22 protein-coding genes are annotated in these 26605 nt (G+C 40.5%); 9 read left to right on the top strand and 13 right to left on the bottom strand.

The annotated features are described in order from the left end of the window. Position 1: 1 nt before the first annotated feature. The gene (coaBC, locus tag HBL79_RS07040; protein WP_035687765.1) at positions 2–1234 is read right to left on the bottom strand and encodes a bifunctional phosphopantothenoylcysteine decarboxylase/phosphopantothenate--cysteine ligase CoaBC; all 1233 of its coding nucleotides are present in this window, start codon (positions 1232–1234) and stop codon (positions 2–4) included. A 166-nt stretch (positions 1235–1400) separates the two neighbouring features. Here coaBC and radC point away from each other — a divergent pair, with 166 nt between their 5' ends. From radC to mutM, 4 genes are all read left to right on the top strand, one after another. Then, entirely contained in the window at positions 1401–2057 is a 657-nt protein-coding gene (gene radC, locus HBL79_RS07035; RefSeq protein ID WP_017805670.1) for a RadC family protein, read from the top strand. A 219-nt stretch (positions 2058–2276) separates the two neighbouring features. Next, complete coding sequence (rpmB, locus tag HBL79_RS07030; protein WP_011608297.1) at positions 2277–2513, top strand: 50S ribosomal protein L28; 237 nt, start codon at positions 2277–2279, stop codon at positions 2511–2513. Between the two features lie 11 nt (positions 2514–2524). Further along, entirely contained in the window at positions 2525–2695 is a 171-nt protein-coding gene (gene rpmG / locus HBL79_RS07025) for a 50S ribosomal protein L33 (RefSeq protein ID WP_005542835.1), read from the top strand. Positions 2696–2849: 154 nt separating this feature from the next. Beyond that, positions 2850–3662, top strand: coding sequence for a bifunctional DNA-formamidopyrimidine glycosylase/DNA-(apurinic or apyrimidinic site) lyase (gene mutM, locus HBL79_RS07020; RefSeq protein WP_035687768.1), 813 nt, complete (start codon positions 2850–2852; stop codon positions 3660–3662). Between the two features lie 64 nt (positions 3663–3726). On the opposite strand, the gene nanA is transcribed toward mutM, so the two are convergent. Genes nanA through HBL79_RS06995 form a run of 5 tightly spaced genes read right to left on the bottom strand, consistent with a single transcriptional unit; the run spans position 3727 to position 7580 of the window. Next, positions 3727–4605, bottom strand: coding sequence for an N-acetylneuraminate lyase (nanA, locus tag HBL79_RS07015; RefSeq protein WP_017805672.1), 879 nt, complete (start codon positions 4603–4605; stop codon positions 3727–3729). An 18-nt stretch (positions 4606–4623) separates the two neighbouring features. Beyond that, positions 4624–5493, bottom strand: a complete 870-nt coding sequence (locus HBL79_RS07010; protein ID WP_046097299.1) for a MurR/RpiR family transcriptional regulator — start codon at positions 5491–5493, stop codon at positions 4624–4626. 15 nt (positions 5494–5508) lie between these two features. Continuing rightward, complete coding sequence (gene nanQ / locus HBL79_RS07005; RefSeq protein WP_035687772.1) at positions 5509–5979, bottom strand: N-acetylneuraminate anomerase; 471 nt, start codon at positions 5977–5979, stop codon at positions 5509–5511. 13 nt (positions 5980–5992) lie between these two features. Then, entirely contained in the window at positions 5993–6874 is an 882-nt protein-coding gene (locus tag HBL79_RS07000) for an N-acetylmannosamine kinase (protein WP_046097298.1), read from the bottom strand. Positions 6875–6893: 19 nt separating this feature from the next. Then, on the bottom strand, positions 6894–7580 hold the full coding sequence (locus HBL79_RS06995; protein WP_035687778.1) for an N-acetylmannosamine-6-phosphate 2-epimerase: 687 nt from the start codon (positions 7578–7580) through the stop codon (positions 6894–6896). A gap of 344 nt (positions 7581–7924) precedes the next feature. Here HBL79_RS06995 and HBL79_RS06990 point away from each other — a divergent pair, with 344 nt between their 5' ends. After that, positions 7925–9772 (top strand): TRAP transporter large permease subunit, encoded by a 1848-nt coding sequence (locus HBL79_RS06990; RefSeq protein WP_035687780.1) that lies wholly within the window; start codon positions 7925–7927, stop codon positions 9770–9772. An 80-nt stretch (positions 9773–9852) separates the two neighbouring features. On the opposite strand, the gene HBL79_RS06985 is transcribed toward HBL79_RS06990, so the two are convergent. Next, a complete protein-coding gene (locus HBL79_RS06985) occupies positions 9853–10362 on the bottom strand; it encodes a peptidylprolyl isomerase (protein WP_021724462.1) in 510 nt (169 codons plus the stop codon). A gap of 104 nt (positions 10363–10466) precedes the next feature. Between HBL79_RS06985 and cysS the strand changes: the two genes are divergently transcribed. After that, entirely contained in the window at positions 10467–11846 is a 1380-nt protein-coding gene (cysS, locus tag HBL79_RS06980; protein ID WP_035687782.1) for a cysteine--tRNA ligase, read from the top strand. 94 nt (positions 11847–11940) lie between these two features. Here the strand turns inward: cysS and HBL79_RS06975 are convergent, their stop codons facing one another. Then, the gene (locus tag HBL79_RS06975) at positions 11941–15762 is read right to left on the bottom strand and encodes a two-partner secretion domain-containing protein (RefSeq protein ID WP_046097297.1); all 3822 of its coding nucleotides are present in this window, start codon (positions 15760–15762) and stop codon (positions 11941–11943) included. 44 nt (positions 15763–15806) lie between these two features. Then, positions 15807–17510 carry a ShlB/FhaC/HecB family hemolysin secretion/activation protein gene (locus HBL79_RS06970; protein ID WP_046097296.1) on the bottom strand — a complete coding sequence of 568 codons (1704 nt, stop codon included), beginning with the start codon at positions 17508–17510 and terminating at the stop codon, positions 15807–15809. A 146-nt stretch (positions 17511–17656) separates the two neighbouring features. Here HBL79_RS06970 and HBL79_RS06965 point away from each other — a divergent pair, with 146 nt between their 5' ends. Genes HBL79_RS06965 through hutZ form a run of 3 tightly spaced genes read left to right on the top strand, consistent with a single transcriptional unit; the run spans position 17657 to position 20861 of the window. Next, positions 17657–19816, top strand: coding sequence for a TonB-dependent hemoglobin/transferrin/lactoferrin family receptor (locus HBL79_RS06965; protein WP_035687789.1), 2160 nt, complete (start codon positions 17657–17659; stop codon positions 19814–19816). A 23-nt stretch (positions 19817–19839) separates the two neighbouring features. Next, positions 19840–20349, top strand: coding sequence for a heme utilization cystosolic carrier protein HutX (hutX, locus tag HBL79_RS06960; RefSeq protein ID WP_035687791.1), 510 nt, complete (start codon positions 19840–19842; stop codon positions 20347–20349). Next, positions 20343–20861: a heme utilization protein HutZ gene (gene hutZ, locus HBL79_RS06955; RefSeq protein ID WP_035687799.1), complete on the top strand. Its 519-nt coding sequence runs from the start codon at positions 20343–20345 to the stop codon at positions 20859–20861. The genes hutX and hutZ overlap by 7 nt, the downstream gene beginning before the upstream one ends. A 26-nt stretch (positions 20862–20887) precedes the next feature. Here hutZ and mreD read toward each other — a convergent pair whose 3' ends face one another. The 4 genes from mreD to uvrA all read right to left on the bottom strand — a co-directional run bounded on the left by mreD (position 20888) and on the right by uvrA (position 26500). Beyond that, positions 20888–21370 carry a rod shape-determining protein MreD gene (gene mreD / locus HBL79_RS06950; protein WP_035687802.1) on the bottom strand — a complete coding sequence of 161 codons (483 nt, stop codon included), beginning with the start codon at positions 21368–21370 and terminating at the stop codon, positions 20888–20890. Next, positions 21370–22407, bottom strand: a complete 1038-nt coding sequence (gene mreC / locus HBL79_RS06945) for a rod shape-determining protein MreC (RefSeq protein WP_017805686.1) — start codon at positions 22405–22407, stop codon at positions 21370–21372. The genes mreD and mreC overlap by 1 nt, the downstream gene beginning before the upstream one ends. Positions 22408–22479: 72 nt before the next feature. Continuing rightward, positions 22480–23526, bottom strand: coding sequence for a rod shape-determining protein (locus HBL79_RS06940; RefSeq protein WP_017805687.1), 1047 nt, complete (start codon positions 23524–23526; stop codon positions 22480–22482). A 145-nt stretch (positions 23527–23671) separates the two neighbouring features. Beyond that, positions 23672–26500 carry an excinuclease ABC subunit UvrA gene (gene uvrA, locus HBL79_RS06935; RefSeq protein ID WP_035687804.1) on the bottom strand — a complete coding sequence of 943 codons (2829 nt, stop codon included), beginning with the start codon at positions 26498–26500 and terminating at the stop codon, positions 23672–23674. Positions 26501–26605 lie beyond the last annotated feature (105 nt).

The following is a 26605-nucleotide window of genomic DNA, read 5'->3' as shown; positions in this document are numbered from 1 at the left end:
CTTATTCCTTATGTAATCGCGTTTGTAGATGACGCTGGTGCTGTTCAACAATATGTTGCACTAATTGTACCGCGAGATCTTTTTTATGAGTAAGGGGTAATTGCACATTACCATCACGCCAAAAGAGGTGTAGCTGATTATATTCCGCATTGAAACCCTGCTCATTCGACACATCATTGGCACAAATTAAATCTAAATTTTTCCGCACTAATTTATCCTGTGCATATTGTGCCAGATGTTGGGTTTCCGCCGCGAATCCCACCACAAAAGGGCGATCCGTTTCTAGCTGAGCAACCGTAGCAATAATATCAGGATTTTTCACTAATTCTAACGTCAGCCGATCATTATTTTCCTTTTTCTTGATCTTTTCCTTCGCCATTTCCGCAACGCGATAATCTGCCACCGCTGCACAACCAATGAAAATATCACTTGTTGGGGCGAGAGCAAGGGACGCTTCAGTCATTTCTTGTGCGGAAATCACATCAATGCGTTCCACTTGAGCTGGCGTAGGCAAATTCACTGGCCCTGCAATCAACTTCACTTTCGCTCCGCGTTGAGCAAAGGCTTCAGCAATGGCAAAGCCCATTTTGCCTGAGCTGTGATTGCTAATGTAACGCACAGGATCAATGGCTTCGCGGGTTGGACCTGCCGTGATAGCAATGGTTAAATGGCTAAGATCTTGTGGAGATAACAAAATTTCGCAAAGTGCGGTGTAAATTTCTTGCGGTTCTGACATTCGCCCAAATCCCACATCACCGCAGGCTTGCTCACCACTGTTCGGGCCAACGGTCAAAATGCCTCGCTGACGCAAATGAGCTAAATTTTGCTGAGTGATTGCTTGCCGAAACATTTGTTGATTCATCGCGGGAGCAAGCAAAATCGGCGCATCTGTGGCAAGACATAGGGTAGAAAGCAAATCATTTGCCATTCCTGCATTGAGGCGAGCGATAAAGTCCGCACTGGCTGGGGCGATCAGGATCAAATCCGCCCATTTAGCCAGCTCAATATGCCCCATTGCTAGCTCAGCTTGCGGATCAAGTAAGGATTGTGCCACCGCGTTGCCAGAAATGGCTTGCAGGGTTAAAGGTGTAACAAATTCCGCCGCCGCGGGGGTTAGCACAACACGCACTTCCGCTTGGCTTTTGCGAAGCAAGCGAATAAGCTCAATGCTTTTATACGCCGCAATCCCGCCAGTTATGCCAACAACGAGATGTTTTCCTTGAAGATCTTGCATTATTCGATTTCATTTTAATTAAAAGTGCGGTCAATTTTACTGTAATTTTTCGCAATAAAAAATCCAAATTTTCGATCCTGATCGCAAAACTGATCTCAAGTTATCGTTTCTTTCCCCTGACTGTGCTAAAAGATCCCCTATTCATAACGCAAAATCAGTGATAGCAATGTCTGAATTAATGCCACGAGAAAAACTCTTGCAATGGGGGGCGGAAGCCCTTGATGACAGCGAATTATTAGCGATCTTTTTACGCACGGGGATCAAAAACTGCTCCGTAATGGAATTATCCCGCAAGGTGATCGCCCATTTTGGTTCGCTACGCCAGTTAATCTGTGCGGATCAACAACATTTCTGTGCAGTCAAAGGGTTAGGCATCACACAATTTATTCAGCTTCAAGCCTGCACGGAAATGACGAAACGCTATTTATTGCAAGAATTAGAAATGGCACAAGCCTTCACTAGCCCTGAGATTGTGCGAATGTATCTGCAAACGGAGCTGGAAAACAAAGAGCGGGAAGTTTTTTGGGTACTTTTTTTAGATAATCAGCATCGCCTAATAAAAAAAGAAGAAATGTTTCTCGGCACGATCAACAGTGCAGCGGTGTATCCTCGTGAGATCGTAAAAACGGCATTATTTTGCAATGCGGCAGCGATTATTTTGGCTCATAATCATCCCTCAGGAATTGCTGAGCCAAGCCAAGCAGATCGTAATATTACAGAGAAAATTCAGCAAGCGGCGGAGCTGATGGAGGTTCGCGTTTTGGATCATTTTGTTATTGGAAAAGGCTGCTATGTTTCCTTTAGTGAGAAAGGGTGGCTATAAAAGGTGAGGATAAGTGAATGTCTTTGCGGATTTTTTTCGCATTTATTTCACGAAATGACAGAATTAGGCTTGAGTCTAAAGGATAAAGTGAGTATAATTTGCCACCTTTAATATCGTATGCGGGTCGGTTACAGCGACCTGACGAGGTAGCTTGCAAACTTAGTTTGCAGTAATCCGAACCCTAAGCTCGAGCTTATATTTGATTTATTGGAGATTAATATGTCTAGAGTCTGTCAAGTAACAGGCAAGCGTCCAGCTGTTGGTAACAACCGCTCACACGCAATGAACGCGACACGTCGTCGTTTTCTTCCTAACTTACACACTCACCGTTTCTGGGTTGAGTCTGAAAAACGTTTCGTAACTTTACGCTTAACAGCGAAAGGTATGCGTATTATTGATAAAAAGGGCATTGATGCGGTGTTAGCTGAAATCCGTGCTCGTGGCGAGAAAATCTAAGGAGCTAAAAAATGGCAGCTAAAGGTGCTCGTGAAAAAATCCGTTTAGTTTCAACAGCTGAAACTGGTCATTTCTACACAACAACTAAAAATAAACGTAATATGCCAGAAAAAATGGAAATCAAAAAATTTGATCCTGTTGTGCGTAAACACGTTATTTACAAAGAAGCTAAAATCAAATAATTTGGCTTTGATGAATTAGAAAAACCCGACTCGTTCGGGTTTTTTTATAGCCACTTTTCTTGGCTTTTCCTTGATTGTCTCTATTTATATGGTGATGCAGAGAGAGCTTCATTGGAATCAAAATCCTATTTACTACCATTCGCACGGAGAAAAAATGCCTGAATTACCTGAAGTCGAAACCACAAAAAATGGGATTTCCCCTTATTTAACAGGATTTACCATTGAACAAATCGTGGTACGCAATCCTAAATTACGCTGGGAAGTTAGCCCGCAATTAAGTGAGTTTAAGCAGGTTAAAGTGAGCCATCTTTCCCGACGCGCAAAATATTTGCTCATTCATACGGAAAAAGGTGTGATCATTGGACATTTGGGAATGTCAGGCTCATTGCGTGTTGTGCCACAAGACAGCCCAATTGATAAACACGATCATTTAGACATCGTAATGAATAACGGCAAAGTGCTACGCTATAACGATCCCCGTCGTTTTGGTGCTTGGCTTTGGACGGATAATTTAGCGGATTTTCATCTTTTTGCTAAATTGGGTCCAGAACCCCTTTCAGCAGAATTTACTGGGGAATATCTGTTCAAAAAATCGCGTAAAAAACAGACCGCACTTAAAACTTTCTTAATGGATAACGCCGTTGTCGTTGGGGTAGGCAATATTTATGCGAACGAAACGCTATTTTTATGCGGATTACACCCGCAAAAATTAGCCAAAACCCTCAATAAAGCACAGTGTGAATTGCTGGTTGCCACGATCAAACAAGTGCTAGCCACTGCCATACAACAAGGCGGAACAACCCTGAAAGACTTCCTCCAACCTGACGGTCGCCCAGGCTACTTCGCCCAAGAGTTACGGGTTTACGGCAATAAGGATAAACCTTGTCCAAGGTGCGGGACAAAAATTGAAAGTCTAGTAATTGGACAACGTAATAGTTTTTTCTGTCCAAAGTGTCAGAAAAAATAATGAAAAGGAGAATCTGTACCTTACTTCCTGAATGAGGTTGTAAAGTACAGATCAAACAGGGTATTTATAAATACTTCATTTTTAATTCTTTTGCCACCGAGATTTGTTGGTCTGTGGCTTTGGCAGTCATTGGTTCACGACAGTAACCAGCGTCTACCCCTTCTAATTTGAGTAGCTCTTTGATGGTGAGGTATAAGCCGTTGGCTAAGATGCCTTCGATGAGATCATTGGTAACGTGCTGAATTTCACGAGCTTCGGCGAGTTTTCCAGCCTGTGTTAATTCAAAAATTTGACGAGCACGAAGTCCATTGACGTTAAAGGTGCTGCCGATTGCACCGTCCACGCCGAGGGCAACCGCTGGCAACATCATTTCATCAAAGCCTGCCCAAACAAGGTGATCGGGATAGGCTTTTTTCAAACGTTCTAATAAATAGAAATCCCCCGCGGTGAATTTCACCCCGATCACTTTTGGATTTTTATAGAGTTCGCCGAATTGTTCCACGCCGATATTTACCCCTGTTAAGAATGGGATAGAATACACAATCATATTATTGCCTGTTTCTGCAATGATGGTGTCGTAATAATGTTTGATTTCCGCAAAGCTAAATTTGTAGTAAAACGGTGTTACGGCAGAGAGGCAATCATAGCCAAGCTCGGTGGCATATTTTCCAAGCTCTACCGCTTCGTGTAAATTCACGCTTCCCACTTGGGCGATTAAGGCGATTTGATCTTTGGCTTCCTCTTTGGCAATGCGGAAAATTTCTTTTTTCTCCGCGGTGGAAAGCATAAAGTTTTCCCCTGTGCTTCCGCCCACATATAAGCCATCGACTTTCATTTTATCAATGTTATGACGAATAATTTGACGTAAGCCTTGTTCATTGATTGAGCCATCTTCGTTGTAAGACACTAAAAGTGCACTGAAGATCCCTTTTAAGTTTTTCATTTGTTTCTCCTAAGCTAACTATTTGATGCGTTGTTCTAAAATCACATTCACCGTTTTTTGTTTGATTTCAGTGGCATTTTCTTCTTCCGCTTGCACAATCAGAGCATAAATTAAATCTAGTACAAAAAGTTGAGCAATCTTCGTGCCAATGGAATCCCCTTGCAACTGCCCTTGTCGATGCCCGTTAATCAGCACATAGTCCGCCACTTGAGTGATGGGTGAACGTAAATTATGGGTGAGTGCAACGGTGGTTGCCCCGTTTTTCTTGGCTATATTTAAGGATTGCGTGGTTTCTTTTGAATAGCCCGAATGACTGATCCCAATCACCACATCATCTTTGTTCATTAACGCCGCTTGCATATACATAAAATGGTTATTGCTAATGGCATCAACTTGTAAGCCGATACGCATTAATTTGTGTTTGGTATCTTCTGCGGTAATTCCTGAAGAGCCCACACCAAAAAGAAACACACGTTTGGCTTGTCGCATTGCGACTACTACTTGTTCTAACTGTTTTACATCCAGCAAATTAATGGTTTCTTTAATGACATTATTAATGGAATTATGTAATTTTTCTGCAATATTTTGCGTATCATCATTTTGGGTAATATCACTTTCTAATAATGAATTTGGTTGTTTATCTTTTGTTGCCAATTCAATGGAAAGTTGCAATTTAAAATCGGTAAATCCTTTAAAGCCTAGCGTGCGACAAAAACGAATGAATGTTGCTTCGCCAACATCAAATTGCTCTGCGATTTCAGCCAAAGAAAATTGGCTCAATAAATGCGGGGAAGATAAAATCGTGGTCGCGATTTTCTTTTCTGTTTTGGTGAGGCTGTTATACAACGCTCCAATGGTATCTAAAATATTTCCGCTCGTTGCTGGCATAATTCGTTTCCTTTTTTAGCTTACCTGCTCAACTGGCACTTTCACTACCAATTTTTTGATGGCAGCTGGCTGATTGTTGAATAAACAACCCGGCTTATGGGGTTCATAAGGGAAGAAGATCGCAAACATTTTAGGCAATAAACGCACCGCACTTTTATTTGGAATATCAGGGGTGAGCTGATAATCATCCGCCTCGTTATACTCCGTATAGACAGACAAATCTGGCTCATTTACGCCGTACTCAATCACCTCTTGCCCTGAGATTAAAAGTTGAATATCAATATATCTGTGATGAAGTTCCGCCTGTTTGCTTTCACTTGCTGAAGTGTCAAACTCCATCACATTCATATAAATTTCATCGGTTAAATCGTGTCGCCCCGTACTTAATTTAGACAAATCCATTTGCTTGAGCTGATGACAAATTTCTGCCAGCACACGAGGTAAACCTCTTGCAAAATCATTCCGAGTTAAATCACCTAAAATCATTTTTCACTCCTTCTTACATTGTAATCTTTTGTTGTTCCAGCCAATATGCGGCCCCTAATAATCCTGCGTCCGCCCCATATTGAGCAGGCTCAATTGGGCATTGATAAAACGCGGGCATTTGCTGTAAATATTGTTGCACTAAGGGTAAATAGCCCTCTGCTAAGCCGACACTGCCGCCCAGCACGACTTTTTGAATATCTAAACCAATCACCATATCGGCAATTAAATTGGCGATAGCTTGGGCGGAGCGTTGTACAAGTGCGGTAGCTTTTTCATCATTTTTTCTAAAACGCTCAAACACTTCTTTCGGACTGCAAGGATCTTCCCATTGCGAGGCCACCGCTTCAATGACTCGTCCTGACGCGATGGCTTCCACACACCCACGGCGACCACAACCACACATTGGGCCGTTAGGATCAGCCAGCATATGCCCGATATGCCCTGCGATGCCATTTGGCCCTGTGGTTAATTCTCCGTTTAAAATTATTCCGCCGCCAACGCCAGTGGAAACAGTAATAAAAAGAAAATTTTGCACCGCACTTTTATCTTGGCGGTAATATTCTGCACACACTGCCGCTTGCACATCATTTAACAAGCCGATAGGTTTGGAGGTATAGCGTGCGATACAATCTTCCAGCGGAAAGTTCGCCAGCCCGCCTAAATTTTTTGGGTTCAATGCGGTTAGCACACCTTGATTAATAATCCCCGTGGAGGCAACTGCCACCGCATCAAACTGCCCTGCATAATATCGCACCAAACTTTCTAACGCTTGTTCCATTCCCTGTGCGGATTGATCTTGCGGTGTGTGAATTTGCTGGCGTTGAGTGATTTCGCCATTCTCAATTAATGCCGCTGCAATTTTTGTTCCACCAATGTCTAAGCTCAAACAACGCATAACGCCTTCCTTGTTTTTATCATTTTGCCGATTTCACTGCGTCTGCAAACCAGCTTACGATATGTTCTAAACGAGTGAGTGCTGATCCAACAGTTACTGCATCAGCCCCAATTTCAATGGCTTTTTTCGCCAACTCTGGCGAGTTATAACGCCCCTCAGCCATTACATAACAGCCTGCAGCTTTGAGAGCTTTCACCAGCTGATAATCTGGCTCAGCGGGAATTTCTCCCCCTGTGTAGCCCGACATTGTGCTACCCACAATATCAAAGCCTAGTTTTTGGCAATACAGCCCCTCGTCTAAATTGGAACAATCTGCCATTGCCAAACAACCTAATTCTTTAATTTTTTGCACCGCACTTTCAATAGACACTGGGCGAGGGCGTAATGTTCCATCAACGGCGATAATATCTGCACCCGCTCGTGCTAAATCTTCAATATCTTGTAAAAAAGGCGTGATCCGCACAGGACTATCTGGCAAATCGCGTTTTACAATGCCAATAATGGGTTTATCCACCAAAGGACGCGTTGCTTTTAGGTTTTCTACCCCTTCAATGCGTAGCCCCGCCGCCCCGCCTAGCACGGAGGCTTGTGCCATCGCAGCTACAATTTCAGGTTTATCCATTGGACCGCCATCAACAGGTTGGCAGGAAGCGATAAGCCCATAGCGAATTTGGTTTAGTACGTCTTTAGGCTGTAATTTTGACATATAAACTCCAGTATATTTTTAGAAAGGAAGTTAATTTTCATTGGGGCTAGGATAGACCTCTCAAAATAAAATACAAGAGAAATACTTTAAAAGTGAGATCTTGATCATAAAATGGAGTGAAATTTCATAAAATAGTTTGAAAAAATACAGTTTGGCTTGTATTTTAAAAGGGAAAAATTATTTTGCTAAAAATAATGTACGTCTACGTTCACATAAGAATTACAAATTTTTTGAAATATTACTTCATTAAAGTTTGAGAACGAAAACATTACGCAGCAACTCGATTTCACAGCTTGTTATAGAAAAATACCAGCATATTTGGCTGAATGTCTTTTGGAGTCCTTATGAAATATTTCAATAAATTAGAAGAATGGATAGGGGGAATGCTATTCCTTGCTATCTTTGTTATTCTTCTTGCCCAAATTTTAGCTCGTCAGGTTTTTAATTCCCCATTTATTTGGAGTGAAGAACTTGCTCGTTTACTCTTTGTATATGTTGCAATGTTTGGCATTAGTATGGCAACACGCTCGCAACAGCATATTTATATTGATTTTCTGACGAATTTAATGCCAGAAAAAATACAGAAATGGCTAAATTCCTTTGTTCAACTGATTATTTTTACTTGTATTTTCTTATTTATCTATTTAGGTTTTAAGCTTTTCTTAGATTCTACCTTTGAGATCGTATCTTTACAAATTTCAGAAAAATGGCTTTATGCTCCTTTACCTTTTATCTCAATACTCATATTTATTCGATTTCTACAAGCTCAAAGTGAAAATTATAAGAACCAACAGAGCTTTTTGCCTGTATCTTTTTATGTAATTACTGCCCTATTATTATTTGCGATTTTGATGATTCATCCTGAATGGTTCAAAGCTTTGCGGATCAGTAACTACATCAAATTAGGCAGTAATGCGGTGTATGTGTGCTTAATTGCTTGGCTTGTCATTATGTTTTTAGGCACACCAGTGGGGTGGTCGCTCTTTATCGTGACCATTTTATACTTTGCGATGACACGCTGGAACATTGTCAATTCCGCGTCATCAAAATTAATTGATAGTTTAAATAGCTTCCCACTTCTTTCTGTACCATTCTTTATTTTAACAGGGATTTTAATGAATACAGGTGGGATCACAGAACGAATTTTTAATTTCGCTAAAGCTTTATTAGGGCATTATTCAGGCGGTATGGGACACGTTAATATCGGGGCAAGTTTGATTTTCTCTGGAATGTCAGGCTCAGCCTTAGCTGATGCAGGGGGATTAGGGCAACTTGAAATTAAAGCGATGCGTGATGCGGGCTATGACGATGATATTTGCGGTGGAATCACAGCAGCCTCTTGTATTATCGGGCCTCTCGTCCCACCAAGTATCGCAATGATCATCTATGGCGTGATCGCTAATGAATCTATCGCAAAACTTTTTGTTGCGGGCTTTGTTCCGGGCGTATTGCTCACCATCGCTTTAATGATGATGAACTATGCTATCGCTAAAAAACGTCATTATCCTAGAACTCCTAGAGCCTCTTTACAGCAACGTTGTGATGCGTTTAAAAAAGCGATTTGGGCAATTTTGACGCCAATTTTAATTATAGGAGGAATTTTTTCTGGTTTATTTACTCCAACGGAAGCCGCCGTAATTGCTGCTGCCTATTCTATTATCATTGGGATGTTTGTTTACAGAGAACTTACCTTAAGAATGGTATTTAAAAGTTGTATCGAAGCAATGGCAATCACAGGGGTAACAGCCTTAATGGTTATGACCGTAACTTTTTTTGGTGATATGATCGCTCGTGAACAAATAGCGATACGTATTGCCGATCTCTTTATGGCAGTGGCTGATACGCCAACCACTGTTCTCATTATGATCAATTTACTCTTATTGTTTTTGGGAATGTTTATCGATGCTCTTGCTCTGCAATTTTTAGTATTACCGATGTTGATCCCTATTGCCGTACATTTTGGTATTGATCTGGTATTTTTTGGTGTAATGACGACTCTGAATATGATGGTTGGTATTTTAACTCCACCAATGGGAATGGCGTTATTTGTTGTCGCTCGTGTGGGAAATATGTCTGTGAGTACTGTAACGAAAGGCGTACTACCATTTTTAATTCCAGTATTTATTACCTTGGTGCTTATTACTATATTCCCACAAATTATTACTTTTATTCCGAATCTTTTAATGCCGTAAGCATTAAAGTGTAAGTGCGGTTTAAAATAGGAATATTTTTAATAAAGGAGGTGAACCGTGAACCTCCTTTTTGGGGTAAATTATTCTACGCTAACCGATTGAATAATCACATCTTCTACTGGTACGTCTTGGTGAAAGCCTTTGTTGCCGGTTTTTACGCCTTTGATTTTATCTACAACGTCCATTCCTTCCACCACTTCACCGAACACAGCATAACCCCATTCTTGCACCACTTCTTTACCGAACATTTCTTTTGAGCGGTAATCCAAGAAGTTGTTGTCTGCCACATTGATAAAAAATTGTGCAGTAGCAGAATGTGGATCGCTCGTGCGTGCCATTGCGATGGTGCCACGTTTGTTGCTTAGGCGGTTATTCGCCTCATTTTTGATTGGGGCATTGGTGGCTTTTTCACGCATTCCCGCTTCCATTCCGCCGCCTTGAATCATAAAGCCATTAATTACGCGGTGGAAAATCGTGTTATCATAAAAGCCGTTTTTGCAGTAATTTAGAAAGTTTTCTGCGGTGATCGGTGCTTTTTCGCTGTTTAATGCGATTTTAATGTCGCCAAAATTGGTGTGTAAGGTAACCATTGTCATCGTTGTACTCCTCTAACTGATAAAGGCGGTTATTATTTCATAAAAGTGCGGTATAATTCCAGCTCATTATTTTGTCTAATTTCAAGAGAAACAAACAAATGCTAAAAATTTTCAATACATTAAGTCGAGAAAAAGAAGTGTTCACCCCTATTGAAGCCAATAAAGTGGGAATGTATGTGTGCGGCGTAACGGTGTATGACCTCTGCCATATCGGACACGGACGCACCTTTGTTTGTTTTGACGTAATTGCCCGTTATTTACGCTATTTAGGCTATGATTTAACCTATGTGCGTAACATCACCGATGTGGACGATAAAATTATCAAACGTGCCATCGAAAATAAAGAAACCTGCGATCAACTGGTGGATCGAATGGTAGGCGAAATGTATCGCGATTTTGATGCATTGAACATTCTTCGCCCAGATGTTGAACCGCGTGCTACTCATCATATTGCCGAAATTATTGATATTGTTGAAAAATTAATCCAACGCGGACACGCTTATGTAGCAGAAAATGGTGATGTGATGTTTGATATTGAAAGCTTCCCGCAATACGGCAAACTTTCCCGCCAAGATCTCAGCCAATTACAAGCAGGAGCTAGAATTGAAATCTCAGAAATCAAAAAAAGCCCAATGGATTTCGTGTTATGGAAAATGTCTAAACCCAACGAGCCAAGCTGGGATTCCCCTTGGGGCAAAGGTCGCCCTGGTTGGCATATCGAATGTTCCGCAATGAACAGCAAACAACTTGGCGATCATTTTGATATTCACGGCGGTGGCTCGGATCTAATGTTCCCGCACCACGAAAACGAAATTGCCCAATCTTGCTGCGCTCACGATGGCGACTATGTGAACTATTGGATTCATTCAGGAATGATAATGGTGGATAAAGAAAAAATGTCGAAATCCCTCGGCAATTTCTTCACCATTCGCGACGTGTTAAATCATTACAACGGCGAAGTGGTGCGTTATTTCTTGCTCACTGCCCATTATCGCAGCCAACTCAATTACAGCGAAGAAAACCTTAACCTCGCACAAGGGGCATTGGAGCGGTTATACACTGCGTTACGCGACACCGATCCAAGCGTCGCACCACAAGGTGGCGAGGAATTTGTCGCCCAGTTTAAAGAGGCAATGGACGATGATTTCAACACCCCAAATGCCATTTCCGTATTATTTGAAATGGCAAGGGAAATCAATAAGTTAAAAGCTGAAGATAAAACCAAAGCGGATCACCTCGCCGCCCGCCTGCGTGAGCTTGGCAACATTTTAGGCTTATTGCAACAATCGCCAGAAGCCTTCTTACAAGCGGGAGCAGACGACAGCGAAGTGGCAAAAATCGAAGCCTTAATTAAACAGCGTAACGAAGCTCGTGCCGCAAAAAACTGGGCTGCCGCAGACGAAGCCCGCAATCAACTCAACGCAATGGGGATCGTATTAGAAGACGGTGCAAACGGCACAACTTGGCGTAAGCAATAAGGGCAATAATCCACAATTTTCAATAAAAAATGGCACAGTTTAGACTGTGCCATTTTTATCAAGGTAAAGTGCGGTATTTTTTATCCGATTTTTCTTACAAAATCTCTCCCACGCTGACTTTTCCATTCATCTTCGATGGCAGTGTAGAGCATTCTTGGCTGCTTGCATCACAAATTTCAACTTCACTTCGCTCTTCTGGTAAAGAAACATTTTGTATTATGTTATCTATTTGATTTAAAGAGGTTGGAAGGTTCGTGTTACTCGCTTGTTGTAAACCTAAATTGCTTGCTTTGACACCTTGAATTTGATCAATATTGCGTAGCATATCTCTTAAGCTCAGTGCCTGACTTTTGCCAGTAACAACATTTGAGGCAAGAGAAACAATGCGTGGTCGTTCAAAATAATTGAAGATAGCACTTTTCATTACTTTGATATTCGGAACATAATCTTTGCTAGAATTATCGTAAGATTTAAAGGCTCTTGCACCATTAGGGGCAAAAATATTAAATTCTAGATTACTTAATGTGGTACCCGATATAACATTCCCTTTTTCATCTCTTTGGATAATATCTCCCACATCAAAACCTATTCCTTCAATAAAGTAGTCCGCACTATTTGCACCAAATACGGAACCACTGTCTTTTGGATAAGGCCCAGTATGAATAACGGTAATGCGTAAATCTTTTGCCGAAGACTCTCCACTTAACGTTGTTTTTCCACTGGTTCGGATACTATACCCCTGATATGTTTTGGCATAAATACTGCTATTTTTACCAACAACATCACCAATTAAGAAAATACCAGCTGCCCCCGGCATTGCGGATGTATTCAGCCTATCCTCTCCGCTGACGAATAGGTGGCTATGATCTAATCGAATATTCTTCGCATTTATCCCTATTTTGCTGGCTTTAGGCATAAAATCATCATAAAGCGGTCGAGCATAATTGACCGTTAAACGGCTATTTTGAATATCGACATCTTTGGCAAGTAAATGCATAAAACCATCTTTACTGTTTAGTTGGCTATCTCGAATTGTGATTTTTGTGCCGTCAATATGCGAACGCTGGCTTGTGGCATCGCCTACCCATTCAGCAAAGGCTCTGTTTAATTCTCTATTTGCTGCACGGCTTGCTCTTTCGCTATGAGCAAGTTTGCGTGTAAATGGCGTATTATTTACATCCCAATTATATTGATTAAAATCATAACGTTCGTTTAAGACGGAAAAATTCCCTCGTGTAATACGTTCTTCCAAATTCGCAATAAGGTATTCATAGCCTTGCTTTTTCACATTTGCAGATAAATTAGTCTCTTTGCTGAAATAAGAACGCTGATTACCTGCATTGATATAGATTCCGATCTCATCTTTACTGGTAACTTTATTTAACTGCACTGTTTTAAATCCGTCCGCAATGATGAAGTCTTTACTTTTTTGGAAAGTGACTTCGTTTAGTTCAACGTTAAATGGGGCGTATTGATGAGCGGTAAGGCCAGGAATATTGGTGGCTTGTTTGGCAACTTCAATTTTCTTCCAACTTGAATTAATGGTACTGCCATCAGAAAATGTTGAGCGAGATAAAACGGTCTCCACTTGAGCAGGAACTGTTACTAACTTGTCTTGCACAAACGCCTTGAAATTTTCTTTCACAAAAGTATAAAAATTAACATTTTCAACATTCTTATTTTGAATTGTTGGATTTTCTACAAATTGCGTCCAAAGTTCAGGTAAAGAAATCTGCTGATTATCTTTTGTAGGGAATTTCAATTCGAATTCTTTATAAAACTTGATGTTTTTTAATAATTCATTTAGCGTTTTCTGTTTTAGAGATGTACCTGTTACATTATATAAGGAAATCAATTGCCCGTTTTCTTGTTTTACTTGCAAGATATTTTCTTGTAAAGGCACAAATCCTGTTGTACTTCCAATGCCGAAAGAGCCTCCACCAAGATTAATATGGCTTCTTTGTAAACGAATCGTTGCTTCATTATCCTTGGAATTATTGGCTAAAATCATTACATTATGTTTTCCGCCTTCAATATGATTAAACTCTGCATTTTGAATTTCAAGCTGAGTTTGTGTACTGATTGTTGTTAAAGGTAAGGCAATATTCTGTTTTAGCTTTTCCGATAAACTCTGTGACACCATTAAAGGATAAATTTGTTTTTTCTCGTCATTCAGAAAGCCTGTTTTCGTTTTACTGTTGTCAATACCTTGAGAAACAGGGCGACGATTATTCAAAATCGATGCTAATAATGTCAAATCTTCAAATTTTGCATCGGGTTTATTTTGTTGTACTTCTTTTAAAAGCTGAGTGACATTTGATTTTAATAAATAAACGGCTGGAGCAGTATAAACTCGTCCCTCAACTGTAACGGTTTGATCGCCCGATAGAAGAGATAACTGTTTCTCATTAATGCCCAGTTTATTAATAAGTTCTTGTTTTTGCTCCTCAATAACTTTCGTTGTCAAAGAATCCAATTCATTTTTCTTGAAGAAAGAATAATCTTTTGCCTTAATCTTCTCTTCTAATATGTCAGCAATTTTACTGTTAATGGAATCAAGCTTATCATTACGTTTAATAATTTTGATATCGCTCAATTCACCATTTTTTTCGTTATAACTAATTTCTAAAATGCGTTCATCAAGATAAGGCAAGCGTAATGCATCAAATTTCTTGTTAAACTCAGGTCTATAACCTCTGCTATCTGTTTGATAGCCTCCATTTTTAGCACTAATCACAAAAACGACATCACTTTGATTGGCATAGAGTTTCCCATCATCTCCAATTAAACCATTCTCGGATTGTTCCGCTTTAGCAATCGTTTTTTTGTCCGCCGTATAAAGAATTTTTCCTTGTTCATCACGTGCCATTTTTCCTGATTGGAAGCGATCATTATGGTGATAAGTGGCTTGTTTAACGTTGTCTGTTTGTGCAAGTGCGGTGATTTTTCCGCCTATTTTTATGCTTGCATCTTTGTCTTTCCCCGTTTGCGTAATTTTAAGGGTAGCCCCATTACGGCTATCTTTACCATAGCGAATGTCCGATTGTTCCGTGAGAACGATTTTTCCGCCTTCAATAGCGATGTCATTGGCTTCCAGTAAGCCCGCATTATTTACCGCTGAATGTTTAAGCTGATCTTCCCCTTTGGCAGTAAGCAAAATGCGATCATTAGAAATAATCGCTCCCTTGTTTTCAATTAGCCCCGCTACCTGTTTACCCGTTAAGCTAATGCTGAAATTGGCTAAATCAAAAGTAAAACTGTCCCCTGCTGCTAACAACACGGTTTTATTTTTCACTGCAATGCCATCAAGATTGCCTGAATAATTCAGTTTAATTACCTCTTCGGGATTTCCCGTTAGGTGAAGTTTGCCGTTATTCACGACCTTATCGCCCACCAAATAAATGGCTTCTTCCGCCTGAATGACTCCCTCATTACGAATTTCACCCTCTTGCTCCTTTTTCCGCTTAAAGCTGGCTTCATCTCGTGAATAACTGTATTTCGGTTTATCCGCGAGTTTTTCCACCTCTTTCGTCGTGGCAAGAATCGCCCCCACGTTCACCTGTGCGTCTTTGGTAAAGATCACGCCGTTAGGGTTAGCTAAAAACACTCGCCCATTGGCATTCAGTTTGCCTTGAATGGTGGAAACATCCGCCCCCGTTACACGGTTATAGGCGATACTTGAGGAAGCGGGCTGATTGAATGTGACACTGGCTTGTTTGCCAATATTAAAACTTTCCCAATCAATAGAAACGCGATCGCTTTTTTGATCGATAGTCATTGCATTGTTGTTTTGTGAAATGCTGGCGTCACCTTGAGTGAGTTTGTGATTTTTAGGTAACGCATTTACATCAATATTGTTAGCGATAGCTGAACTAGACAGTATGGCTAAAGAAATAAGGCTAAGAGAAGTTTTCATAGTTTAGCTCCTAAATGATTGTAAGACATTGATATTCCAATAACTTAAAACAATTTTAAGAATGACAATACAAATTGGTGATCTTTTTCATTTGCCAATTTGTGACCAATAGGGCGGCTATAGTACGCATTTATTGAATAATTATTCGGAGCAGAAAGCTGGAATCCCACACCTATACTCTGTAATTTGATTTGATTCGTTTCTTCAGGACGTTGATTATAGGTACTGATCTTGTGGTATTTTTTACCCGCACCAATGTCATAAAATGCTGATGTCGTGAGTAAACTTTCTTTGAAAAGTGGGTAATAATGTTTGAGCGTAAATTGTCCAATGACAGCGTCAGATAAGGAAACTGCACCGGCTCGATATCCTCGCACAGCAGATTGACCGCCTAATAACATTTTTTGATTAGAAGAGAGGTTTCGATCACTTAATTGCCCTTTCACATTAATATCAAAGGCAAAATCATAAGGTAAGATCTGCTCGTGTCCTAATTCAATATTGGTTAAGGTAAATTTATTATTTTCTTGCCAATCTAGAGGACGATTTTGATAGGATTCTGACGTTTGATTATGTTCCTGCCCAATACTCATTGCCATATTAAAATAGGTCGTTCCCTTTGGTAGGCTATTCCAAACGCCATTTAATTCTAAATTAACGAGATTAATCCGAGTGTGGTTTTCTACTTCTTGGCTAGCGACTTGGCTATCTGCAATACGATTATGTGAAAGTGTAAGTTTGGTATTAACGTGTAAATCAGGTTGGCGGATAGTTGGATGTAGAAGATAAATCCCTACATTTTGATTATATCCCTTAGCATTTAATGCAGCGAAATCACCGCCTAATTTATAGTTTAAATATGAGAAGTAAGTACCGATTTTTGTTCCATATCCATCTAATAACGCCGAATATTCAATCCGAATATTTTTCAAACGACGGTTTTGGGAGCTTAACGCATTGATACTCAGCTCATCACCTAATCCGGCCAAATTGAACAATTTTCCACCCGCACTTATCCGATAGCGTCCTGTACTCGTTGAGCCTTGGTTATCGGAAAAAACATAAGCTTGCCAACGTTTGGCATCTTGCAAAAGGACATTAACATCTGTTGTGCCTGTCTTTTCCCCAGCCTGTACACTTAATTTAGATTTAATTCCTTGAATATCATTTAATAGTAATGCTAATTTTTCCGTTTCTGTTTGAGATAAATAACGTTGGCTATTAATACTTGTATTTGCCATTCGTCTGACAAAATTGGCGGATAATTTGCTTTGATTATCAATGTTAATTTTCCCAATATTCCCTTCCATCACGCCGATTGTAAGCTCACCATTTTCAATTTCTTGAGGTGGTAAGAAAGCTCGAGCAACTAAATAATTATGCTCACGGTAATATTGCGTAATTTTTTCTGTGAGTTGGTTTAAATCATCAAGTGTTATTGATTTGTTAAGATAAGGTTTAATTAAATGCGATAAATCTTGTTTTACTGGCGTTTCTAAACCTGTCTCATTGAGCAATTTAATATGTATCTGGTTTAACTCAAAACGCAGTGCATTATTGCTTTGCGAATGAATATGTACGGGTTGTTTGAATAACTGCCCATCAGGCTTTTCTAAACGTTTACGTTGTTGATTGAGTTCCTGTGAAATAGCCCCAGCCTGTTGCAATTGATCTTGAAAGCTTTCTTGAGCTTGAACATATAACGGTAAAGTAAGAATACAACCAAGTAGATAATTAGAATAACGCATAATATTCACCTAATAAAAAAGAGATAAGAGTTTATTTTGCGAACGATTTTACACAAATGAAAATTATTATCAATAGTGTTGACTTTTTATTTTTTAACAAATACTATCAACTCAATTAACAAAACAGTGAATGAGAGGTTTTTCCAATGAAATTAAAGCGATCACCTATTTACTTTGCACTTTGTTCATTGCTGCCATCAGTAGGCGGGGCAGAAATGTTAGAGGAAATAGAAGTTTCTGCTTTACGAGATCCGACAGAGTATGCTCAAACACAAAATAAAATTGAACGTTTAGATCGCAATCAACTAGAGGAAACACAAGCAACGAGTGTTGCTCAAGCAATTTCATCTAAACCGAATATTTCAATTTCTGGAGGGAGTCGCTCACTTGCTCAAAAAGTAAATATACGAGGGCTTAGCGGAACCCGTGTTGTGCAAGTGATTGATGGCGTTCGACAAAATTTTAATTTGGAACATCGCGGATCTTATTTTCTTCCGCCAAGCACCTTGGGGCAAATTGAAGTGGTGAAAGGCCCTAGCAGTGCCTTGTGGGGCAGTGGTGCATTAGGTGGCGTAATGGCAATGCGAACGCTTAATGCCTTTGACTTACTTAAAAATAATGAGCCTTGGGGTGTGTTAGTCAAACATGGCTACCAATCCGCTAGTTCCCTTAGTGAGACGCAAGTGGCAGCTTATGGTGCGAATGAAAAATTTGATGTGCTAGTTCAGGGTTTTCGCAATAAAAGCAATAACTTACGTTTGGGTGAAAGTTTGGGTGAGTTGCCTTACAGTGGCTTAACTCAACAAGGGGGCTTGTTGAAAGCGGGCTGGCAAATTAACGAAACTAACCGTCTTGAACTAAATTTCCGCTACACAGTCAATAAGCAACTCGCCCCAGCTAATAATGAAATGGCAGAGCCTTATACGCCTATTGATTTTTTTGATTATGTTAAGAAAAGCCGTGACACAGGTGGTAAAGTGGATTACAGCGAAGCGGGCGGAACAACAGATTTAGCACAGCAAAAAATTGTCGATACAGGGCTTTCTTTGCGTTATCTCTTTAATCCAGAATCAGACTGGGTAAATAGTGAATTGACCCTCTACACTAACCGCACTAAAGAAACGGAGCAAAACCAACGCACCCTCGCTAATGACGAAACTCGTTATCGCACTTGGGGTTTTAATTTCCGCAATAGCTCAGAATTTGAGCGAGCTGCCTTTATTTATGGAGTGGATTTTTATCAAGATCACGCCATTACTTCAAGGGAGAAAAATAATGCGGATACCTGTACAGGAGTGAACACTTCGGCAGCTAATAATGGAGGTATTCCTGTAGGCTGTGAGAGATTCCTAGGTACTGCAAAATATCGCCCAAATCCTTACAATGCAAAAGCCAATGTGTGGGGAACCTATTTGCTTAGCCATTTGAAACTTGCAGAGCAATGGACGCTTTCCCCAGCGTTGCGATTTGATCATTACAAAACCTCAGAAGTCAGCTCACAAAGCTATCAAAAAAGCCATTTATCGCCTGCATTGACGCTCAGCTATCAGCCAACAGACTGGTTTGACATTAATGTGAAATATAACGAGGCTTTCCGTGCTCCGAGCCTGCAAGAACGTTATGTTTCGGGCAATCACTTTGGTTATGACAGAATGCTGGTTACTTCTTTCCAATCAAACCCGGATCTCAAGCCCGAAGTTGCCCGTAATAAAGAAATTAATGTTAACTTCCATTGGCAAAATCTGTGGAAAGCGGAAGATTCGTTAAAAATTAGCACCGCACTTTTCCAAAATGACGTGAAAGATTTTATTAATCTTGAAGTAATTAAATATAATGATGAAGCAAAAGCTATTCCTGAAATATTTCAATACCGCAATGTTCAAAATGCCCGTTTGCGTGGGGTAGAATTCAGCACAGAATACCAAACGCCAAACTGGTCGCTCTATGCCAATTATGGCATGCTCAGAGGAAAAGATCGTCAAACGGGTGAAGCCTTGGAAAATATTAATGCAGATAGGATCATTGTTGGCGGAAATTATGCCGTGGTGGCAGATAAATTTTCCGTTGGCGGTCGCTTAAGCCATTACTTTGCCCAAAAACGCTTACCAAGCAAAACCACGCAAGAATATCCCGCTTACACCCTTGTGGATCTCACCGCGACCTATGCACCAAAACAAGGGGAGTGGGAAAACTTACGTGTTGATTTTGCGATTGAAAATCTCTTTGACAAAGCCTACACCCAAGCATTCAGCCTCACGCCATCGGCAGGGCGAAATGTGAAAGTGAGCGTGGCTTATCAATTCTAACAGTTCAATAAAAAAGGAAAGTTATGACATTGCAACAACAAATTGCTCAGGTGTTAGAATCTCAGCCTGATTTACACACCCTTGATTTAGCAGAGAAATTCCAACTTCCTGAAGGAAAAATTCTCAAAAATTTACCACCGCACTTTGTCTCTTTCTTTACGGGGCAAGTGGAAGCCCTGCTTGCGGAAATCCACACTTGGGGAGAGGTAGTAACAATTATCGAAAAAGCGGGTTCGATCTTTGAAGTATCGGGCGTTTTCCCGCAGGGTAAAACGGGCTACGGCTATTTCAATCTGAATATGGATAAACAGCCAAACATCGCCTTGCACGGGCATCTCAAATTAGACCGCGTAAAAGACATTGCCCTTATCAGCAAGCCATTTCGTGGCAAAGAAAGCTATGCCATCGCCTTTATTAGCGAAGATGATAATGTGCTATTTAAAATTTATCTCGGCAGAGATACGCAACGCCAGCTTTTCCCTCATCAAGTACAAAAATTTAACCAACTGAAAAATAAGGAAATTTTATGCTAGATCGCCAACAGCGTTTAAATCACCGCTTAAAACCCGAAATTGAAGAATTAAAACAACAATGTAAGACCCTGTTACTAGCCACCGTTGATGAAGTGGGAATGCCGAACGCGAGCTACGCCCCTTTTGCGGAAAGCGAAAAAGGCTACTATATTTTTATTTCCACGATTGCCAAACACGCCCGCAATTTGAAACAAAATGGCAAGGTGTCTTTAATGTTGATTGAAGACGAGCAATCCAGCCGCCAAATTTTCGCCCGCCACCGCTTAACTGCGGAGGCGGAAGTGATTGAAGTACCGCGAAGCACCCCAGAATGGGAACTTGGCACAGGCTTACTGCAACAACGCCACGGCAATCTAATGAAGGAATTGGTCAAAATGCAAGATTTCTCCCTCTTCCACCTTATTCCGAAACAGGGGCTATTTGTAAAAGGATTTGGACAAGCCTTCCAAGTTGATGCCAATAATGAAATTGATATTGTGCATTTAGATCAGGGGCATATTGAGGAGTCGTAGTTTTTGAATAATAAGGCTGGGATTTATTACTCAGCCTTATGTGTGAGCTTTTTTAGTAATAAGAATATCCAAGGCCACAAAATCCCACTTATTATTGCTCCAAGCACTTCTTGCCAATGAAATTCAGCACTGTGTAGAAATAATTCTATAATAAAAATACTGAATCGGATAAGAAATATAGCGATAAAAATAAGTATGCCTTGCATCCACAAGGATAGATTACGGAATAGGGTATTATTTTTGGCTAAAAAGTAAGCAAAAATGGAAAGTACTAACGCGTGTGTACCCAATGTAGCCCCTAAAACAAGATCCCATATAATCCCCATTGAGAATGCCGTCCCAATATTAATTCTAGTGGGGAAAACTAAAATCCAATAAGATAAAATTAAGACAAGCCAAGCTGGTTTAAAATACTGAAGGTGTGTTGGCCAAGGTATTATTTCTAATATAATCGCCACAAGGAAGGTGATGGCGAGAGAAATAAAGTGAGAAATTGGATTATATTTCATTAATCTTCCTCTCTATGAGGTGGTAATTCAGATTCAATTAAGTCGTACGGCATTTCCAATGATTGATCTATGTGCTGTTCTTCTAGAGATGGTGAAGAAAGCGGTTCTTGAGAAAGGAGTTTTTTGGCAACTTTAGGTTTTTTTTGATATTCAAGACGTTGATGTACTGCTTTACGCACATCAGCTGGAGTACTTGAAGATACTTTTCGGATATCCTCATTAGTGGGCCATAAGAGAAGTACATACCGTAAACGATCAAGGGATGCTAGAGGTTTTGCGGTAATTGTTGCAAAATAATTTTTATTATCTCGAGAAACGTTTTCTACGATAGCAACAGGGTATCCTTCGAGAAAACGCCCTCCAAGTCCAGAGGTGACTAATATATCGCCTTTCACAATATCTGCAGAACGTGAAACATTATCTAAAGTTAATTCATCATTTTGACCTGTTCCGCTTGCAATTGTGCGGACATCATTTCGTAAAACTTGAACAGGAATCGAATGGGTAATATCGGTAAGTAACAATACTCGGCTAGTATTTGCTCCAACAGAGATGATTTGTCCTACAACCCCTTTTTCATCAATCACTGCTTGGCCTATATAAACACCGTCATTTTCACCTTTATTAATGACAATTTGTTGCCGATAAGCATTTGTTTCTGTAGTAAGTACTTCAGCAATTTTTTTGTATTCGTCGGTACGTAGTGGGGAATTAAGTAATAGGCGTAAACGCTGATTTTCTACTTTTAGTTGATCTAAAAGGAGTAAATCAGCATTTTTTTCACGTAACTGTGCTCTTAATACTTTATTTTCTATCTGTAATTTATTGGTATCAACGAGATTATAAGATACCCCATCAAGTATCGTTCTTGGTGTATTCGCAAGATAATAAACGCTACTAATGGCTGTTTCCATTAAACTTCTGACCTTTATCATTGTATTTGTTTGGCCATCAGAGATGATTAAAATCATAGAAAAAATGACAGCCAAAACTAAACGTATGCCAAGATAAGGACCTTTTCCAAAGATAAGTTTCATTGATATTGCTCAGAAAAAGTGCGGTCAAATTTCTACTATTTTTGACCGTACTTCATTAACAACATAATATACTTAGATATCATCACTAAAAATATCAGCACCGTGCATATCCAGAGCTTCCCCTCCACCGCGAGCAACACAGGTTAAAGGATCATCTGCCACAATGACTGGAACGCCAGTTTCTTTTGATAACAAAATGTCGATATTGCGTAATAAAGCCCCCCCACCAGTTAATACGATACCACGCTCAAAAATATCTGCTGCGTGTTCGGGTTGGCATTCTTCTAAAGCCGTTCTCACTGCTGCAACAATGCCGTTAAGAGGTTGCTGAATAGCTTCTAACACATCTTTGGAGGTAAGAGTAAAGGTTCTTGGGGCACCTTCAGCAAGATTATGCCCATGAACTTCCATTTCTTTTATTTCATCACCTTCTTGAATATAGGCTGTACCGATTTCTTCTTTGATACGTTCAGCTGTTGGTTCTCCAATGATTGAGCCAAATGTACGACGAACATAAGCAATAATTGCTTCATCGAATCGATCACCGCCAATACGTACAGAAGAAGAATATACGATACCATTTAGTGAAATCACGGCAATTTCAGTCGTTCCACCACCAATATCAATGACCATAGAGCCAGTTGCAGTGGAGACAGGAAGTTTTGCTCCGATCGCAGCTGCCATAGGTTCTTCAATTAAATATACTTCACGAGCTCCCGCACCTAACGCTGATTCTTTGATTGCACGGCGTTCTACTTGCGTTGCTCCCGCTGGAACACATACTAAAACGCGAGGGCTAGGACGCATAAAGTTCCCACTATGCACTTGTTTAATAAAATATTGAAGCATCTTCTCTGTCACAGAGAAGTCAGCAATGACCCCATCTTTCATTGGGCGAATTGCCATAATGCTTTTTGGGGTACGCCCAAGCATTAATTTTGCTTCTTTTCCCACTGCCGCAATACTCTTCATTGCCCCACCTCGCCCTTGGCGAATGGCAACAACAGAAGGTTCGTTTAATACAATGCCTTGACCTTTGACATAAATTAATGTGTTTGCTGTCCCTAAATCAATGGAGAGATCATTTGAAAATAAGCCACGAATTTTTTTGAATAACATAAGTGTTCCGTTAATGTAATTGTATAAAAATACTCACACCAAAGTGTAAAAAATTGTGGTAAATGTATCAAAAAATCAGCATTGATTACAGCGATTTTTTATCAAACTTGCAGAAAAGTTACCGCACTTCCATCTATTTAAGCGGTTACTTTTTGAGTATTTGCTTTAAGAAGCGTGCTGTATGCGAACCTTTAACCTCCGCAACTTGTTCTGGCGTGCCTGTCGCAATGATTTGCCCGCCTCCACTACCACCTTCAGGCCCAAGATCTACAATCCAATCTGCAGTTTTGATAACATCTAAATTATGCTCAATCACCACAATCGTATTACCTTGGTCACGCAAGCGGTGCAAGACATCAAGCAGTTGTTTAATATCGGCAAAATGCAAACCTGTTGTTGGCTCGTCAAGAATATACAATGTTTTTCCCGTATCTCGTTTAGACAGCTCAGTGGCTAATTTTACGCGTTGTGCTTCACCACCAGAAAGCGTGGTGGAAGATTGCCCTAAACGGATATAAGAAAGCCCAACATCCATTAAGGTTTGCAATTTGCGAGCAATTTGTGGGATAGCATCAAAAAACTCACGAGCTTCTTCCACTGTCATATCCAACACTTGGTTAATCGTTTTGCCTTTGTAACGAATTTCTAAGGTTTCACGATTGTAACGTTTTCCTTTGCATTGATCACAAGGGACATAAACATCAGGTAAAAAGTGCATTTCTACTTTGATTACCCCATCTCCTTGACAGGCTTCACAGCGTCCGCCTCGCACGTTAAAGCTAAATCGACCGGGATTGTAGCCTCTTGCTCGAGCTTCTGGTACACCAGCGAATAATTCGCGGATAGGGGTGAATAATCCCGTATAAGTAGCAGGATTTGAACGCGGTGTACGTCCAATCGGGCTTTGGTCAATATCAATCACTTTGTCAAAAAATTCGAGTCCATCGATCGATTTGTATGGTGCGGCTTGGGCGTTTTCAGCACGGTTTAATGCACTTTGTGCTAAAGGAAATAAAGTGTCGTTAATTAATGTGGATTTGCCCGAACCAGATACGCCGGTGACGCAAGTAAATAATCCAACGGGGATTTCTAAATTGACATTTTTTAAGTTGTTGCCCGAAGCCCCTTTAAGTTTTAAGATTTTCTTTTTATCAAGTGCGGTGCGTTTTTGCGGAATTTCTATTTTTTCCTTTCCAGATAAAAATTTCCCCGTCAAAGAATTTGGATCTTGCATGATTTCTTGAGCAGTGCCTTGAGCAACAACATTGCCGCCGTGTACGCCCGCACCTGGTCCAATATCAATAATATGATCCGCAGCAAGAATAGCATCTTCATCGTGTTCTACCACAATCACTGTATTCCCTAAGTTTCTTAGATGAATCAACGTGTTAAGTAAACGCTCATTATCGCGTTGATGTAAGCCAATAGAAGGCTCATCAAGTACATACATCACCCCCACTAAACCCGCCCCGATTTGGCTTGCGAGGCGAATACGTTGTGCTTCACCGCCAGAAAGGGTTTCGGCGGATCGGGAAAGGGAGAGGTAATTTAAGCCAACATTGACTAAAAATTGCAACCGCTCTTTGATTTCTTTCAAAATTTTGTCTGCAATTTGAGCACGTTGTCCGCTTAAGGTTAGGCTATCTACAAAGTTAAAGGCTTCCCCAATACTTTTTTCAGAAACTTCGGGAAGATTTGTTTCCCCAATAAATACATTGCGAGCCTCTTGACGTAAGCGAGAACCCCCGCAATCTTTACAAGGGCGAGTGCTGATATGTTTCGCTAACTCTTCACGCACCGCCATAGATTCGGTTTCTTTATAACGGCGAGCCATATTATTGAGAATGCCCTCAAAGCTATGACGGCGTAGCACGACATCACCGCGATCATTCATATATTGGAATTCAATCTCTTCTTTGCCTGAGCCGTGCAGAATAATGTGTTGAATTTTTTTTGGTAATTCTTCGAATGGGCTTTCCACATTAAAACCATAATGTTTTGCCAATGAGGTGAGCATCTGATAATAATAGAAATTACGCCGATCCCAACCTTTAATCGCCCCACCAGCTAAGGAAATGCTTGGATTTTGCACCACGCGTTTTTCATCAAAGTATTGCTGAACCCCCAAGCCATCACAAGTCGGGCAAGCCCCCGCAGGGTTATTAAAGGAAAATAAGCGAGGCTCAAGTTCTGGTACAGAATAGCCACAATGCGGACAAGCAAAGTTTGCGGAAAACAGCAATTCTTCCGCTTTCGGATCGTCCATATTCGCCACCACTGCCGTGCCACCAGAAAGTTCTAACGCAGTTTCAAATGATTCCGCTAAGCGGGTTGCCAAATCTGGACGAACTTTAAAGCGATCCACCACAACTTCAATGGTGTGCTTTTTTTGTAATGCTAATTTTGGTGGATCAGAAAGATCGCAAATTTCCCCATCAATTCTGGCGCGGATATAACCTTGCGCGGCAATATGTTCTAAAATTTTAATATGTTCCCCTTTGCGATCTTTCACCACTGGGGCAAGCAACATCATTCGGCTTTCTTCCGGCAATGCCAGCACCTTATCCACCATCTGGCTAATTGTTTGTGCTGCCAAAGGGATATGGTGATTCGGGCAGCGAGGCTCCCCCACACGGGCAAATAATAAACGCAAATAATCATGAATTTCCGTGATTGTTCCCACTGTAGAACGTGGGTTGTGAGATGTTGATTTTTGCTCAATAGAAATCGCGGGGGATAAACCTTCAATATGATCCACGTCTGGTTTTTCCATCAACGATAAAAATTGACGTGCATAAGCCGACAGGGATTCTACATAACGGCGTTGTCCTTCTGCATATAGGGTGTCAAAGGCTAGAGAGGATTTGCCTGAACCAGATAGCCCCGTGATCACAATCAATTTATCGCGGGGGATGGTTAAATTAATATTTTTTAAATTGTGGGTTCTCGCCCCTCTTACTTCTATTTTTTCCATAATTTTTTGTCTATTCAAGCAATTTGAAATTATTTTGCGATCATTATCGCATAATCTGAAATAACTGTGCAAATATCCAGTTGATTTAGATGGAACTAATAGCTT

This window comes from Avibacterium paragallinarum, from assembly GCF_011765605.1.
Taxonomy (GTDB): domain Bacteria; phylum Pseudomonadota; class Gammaproteobacteria; order Enterobacterales; family Pasteurellaceae; genus Avibacterium; species Avibacterium paragallinarum.
This window is presented reverse-complemented; position numbering and strand designations above follow the sequence as displayed.

Excerpts from the sequence above, each read along its gene's own strand:
- cysS (WP_035687782.1), top strand. The coding sequence starts at position 10,467 with ATGCTAAAAATTTTCAATACATTAAGTCGAGAAAAAGAAGTGTTCACC.
- HBL79_RS06965 (WP_035687789.1), top strand. The coding sequence starts at position 17,657 with ATGAAATTAAAGCGATCACCTATTTACTTTGCACTTTGTTCATTGCTG.
- rpmB (WP_011608297.1), top strand. The coding sequence starts at position 2,277 with ATGTCTAGAGTCTGTCAAGTAACAGGCAAGCGTCCAGCTGTTGGTAAC.
- HBL79_RS06940 (WP_017805687.1), bottom strand. The coding sequence starts at position 23,526 with ATGTTATTCAAAAAAATTCGTGGCTTATTTTCAAATGATCTCTCCATT.
- rpmG (WP_005542835.1), top strand. The coding sequence starts at position 2,525 with ATGGCAGCTAAAGGTGCTCGTGAAAAAATCCGTTTAGTTTCAACAGCT.
- HBL79_RS06975 (WP_046097297.1), bottom strand. The coding sequence starts at position 15,762 with ATGAAAACTTCTCTTAGCCTTATTTCTTTAGCCATACTGTCTAGTTCA.
- HBL79_RS06990 (WP_035687780.1), top strand. The coding sequence starts at position 7,925 with ATGAAATATTTCAATAAATTAGAAGAATGGATAGGGGGAATGCTATTC.
- coaBC (WP_035687765.1), bottom strand. The coding sequence starts at position 1,234 with ATGCAAGATCTTCAAGGAAAACATCTCGTTGTTGGCATAACTGGCGGG.
- mreC (WP_017805686.1), bottom strand. The coding sequence starts at position 22,407 with ATGAAACTTATCTTTGGAAAAGGTCCTTATCTTGGCATACGTTTAGTT.
- uvrA (WP_035687804.1), bottom strand. The coding sequence starts at position 26,500 with ATGGAAAAAATAGAAGTAAGAGGGGCGAGAACCCACAATTTAAAAAAT.
- HBL79_RS06995 (WP_035687778.1), bottom strand. The coding sequence starts at position 7,580 with ATGTCAAAATTACAGCCTAAAGACGTACTAAACCAAATTCGCTATGGG.
- HBL79_RS07000 (WP_046097298.1), bottom strand. The coding sequence starts at position 6,874 with ATGCGTTGTTTGAGCTTAGACATTGGTGGAACAAAAATTGCAGCGGCA.
- hutZ (WP_035687799.1), top strand. The coding sequence starts at position 20,343 with ATGCTAGATCGCCAACAGCGTTTAAATCACCGCTTAAAACCCGAAATT.
- mutM (WP_035687768.1), top strand. The coding sequence starts at position 2,850 with ATGCCTGAATTACCTGAAGTCGAAACCACAAAAAATGGGATTTCCCCT.
- HBL79_RS06970 (WP_046097296.1), bottom strand. The coding sequence starts at position 17,510 with ATGCGTTATTCTAATTATCTACTTGGTTGTATTCTTACTTTACCGTTA.
- nanA (WP_017805672.1), bottom strand. The coding sequence starts at position 4,605 with ATGAAAAACTTAAAAGGGATCTTCAGTGCACTTTTAGTGTCTTACAAC.
- HBL79_RS06985 (WP_021724462.1), bottom strand. The coding sequence starts at position 10,362 with ATGGTTACCTTACACACCAATTTTGGCGACATTAAAATCGCATTAAAC.
- radC (WP_017805670.1), top strand. The coding sequence starts at position 1,401 with ATGTCTGAATTAATGCCACGAGAAAAACTCTTGCAATGGGGGGCGGAA.
- nanQ (WP_035687772.1), bottom strand. The coding sequence starts at position 5,979 with ATGATTTTAGGTGATTTAACTCGGAATGATTTTGCAAGAGGTTTACCT.
- HBL79_RS07010 (WP_046097299.1), bottom strand. The coding sequence starts at position 5,493 with ATGCCAGCAACGAGCGGAAATATTTTAGATACCATTGGAGCGTTGTAT.
- mreD (WP_035687802.1), bottom strand. The coding sequence starts at position 21,370 with ATGAAATATAATCCAATTTCTCACTTTATTTCTCTCGCCATCACCTTC.
- hutX (WP_035687791.1), top strand. The coding sequence starts at position 19,840 with ATGACATTGCAACAACAAATTGCTCAGGTGTTAGAATCTCAGCCTGAT.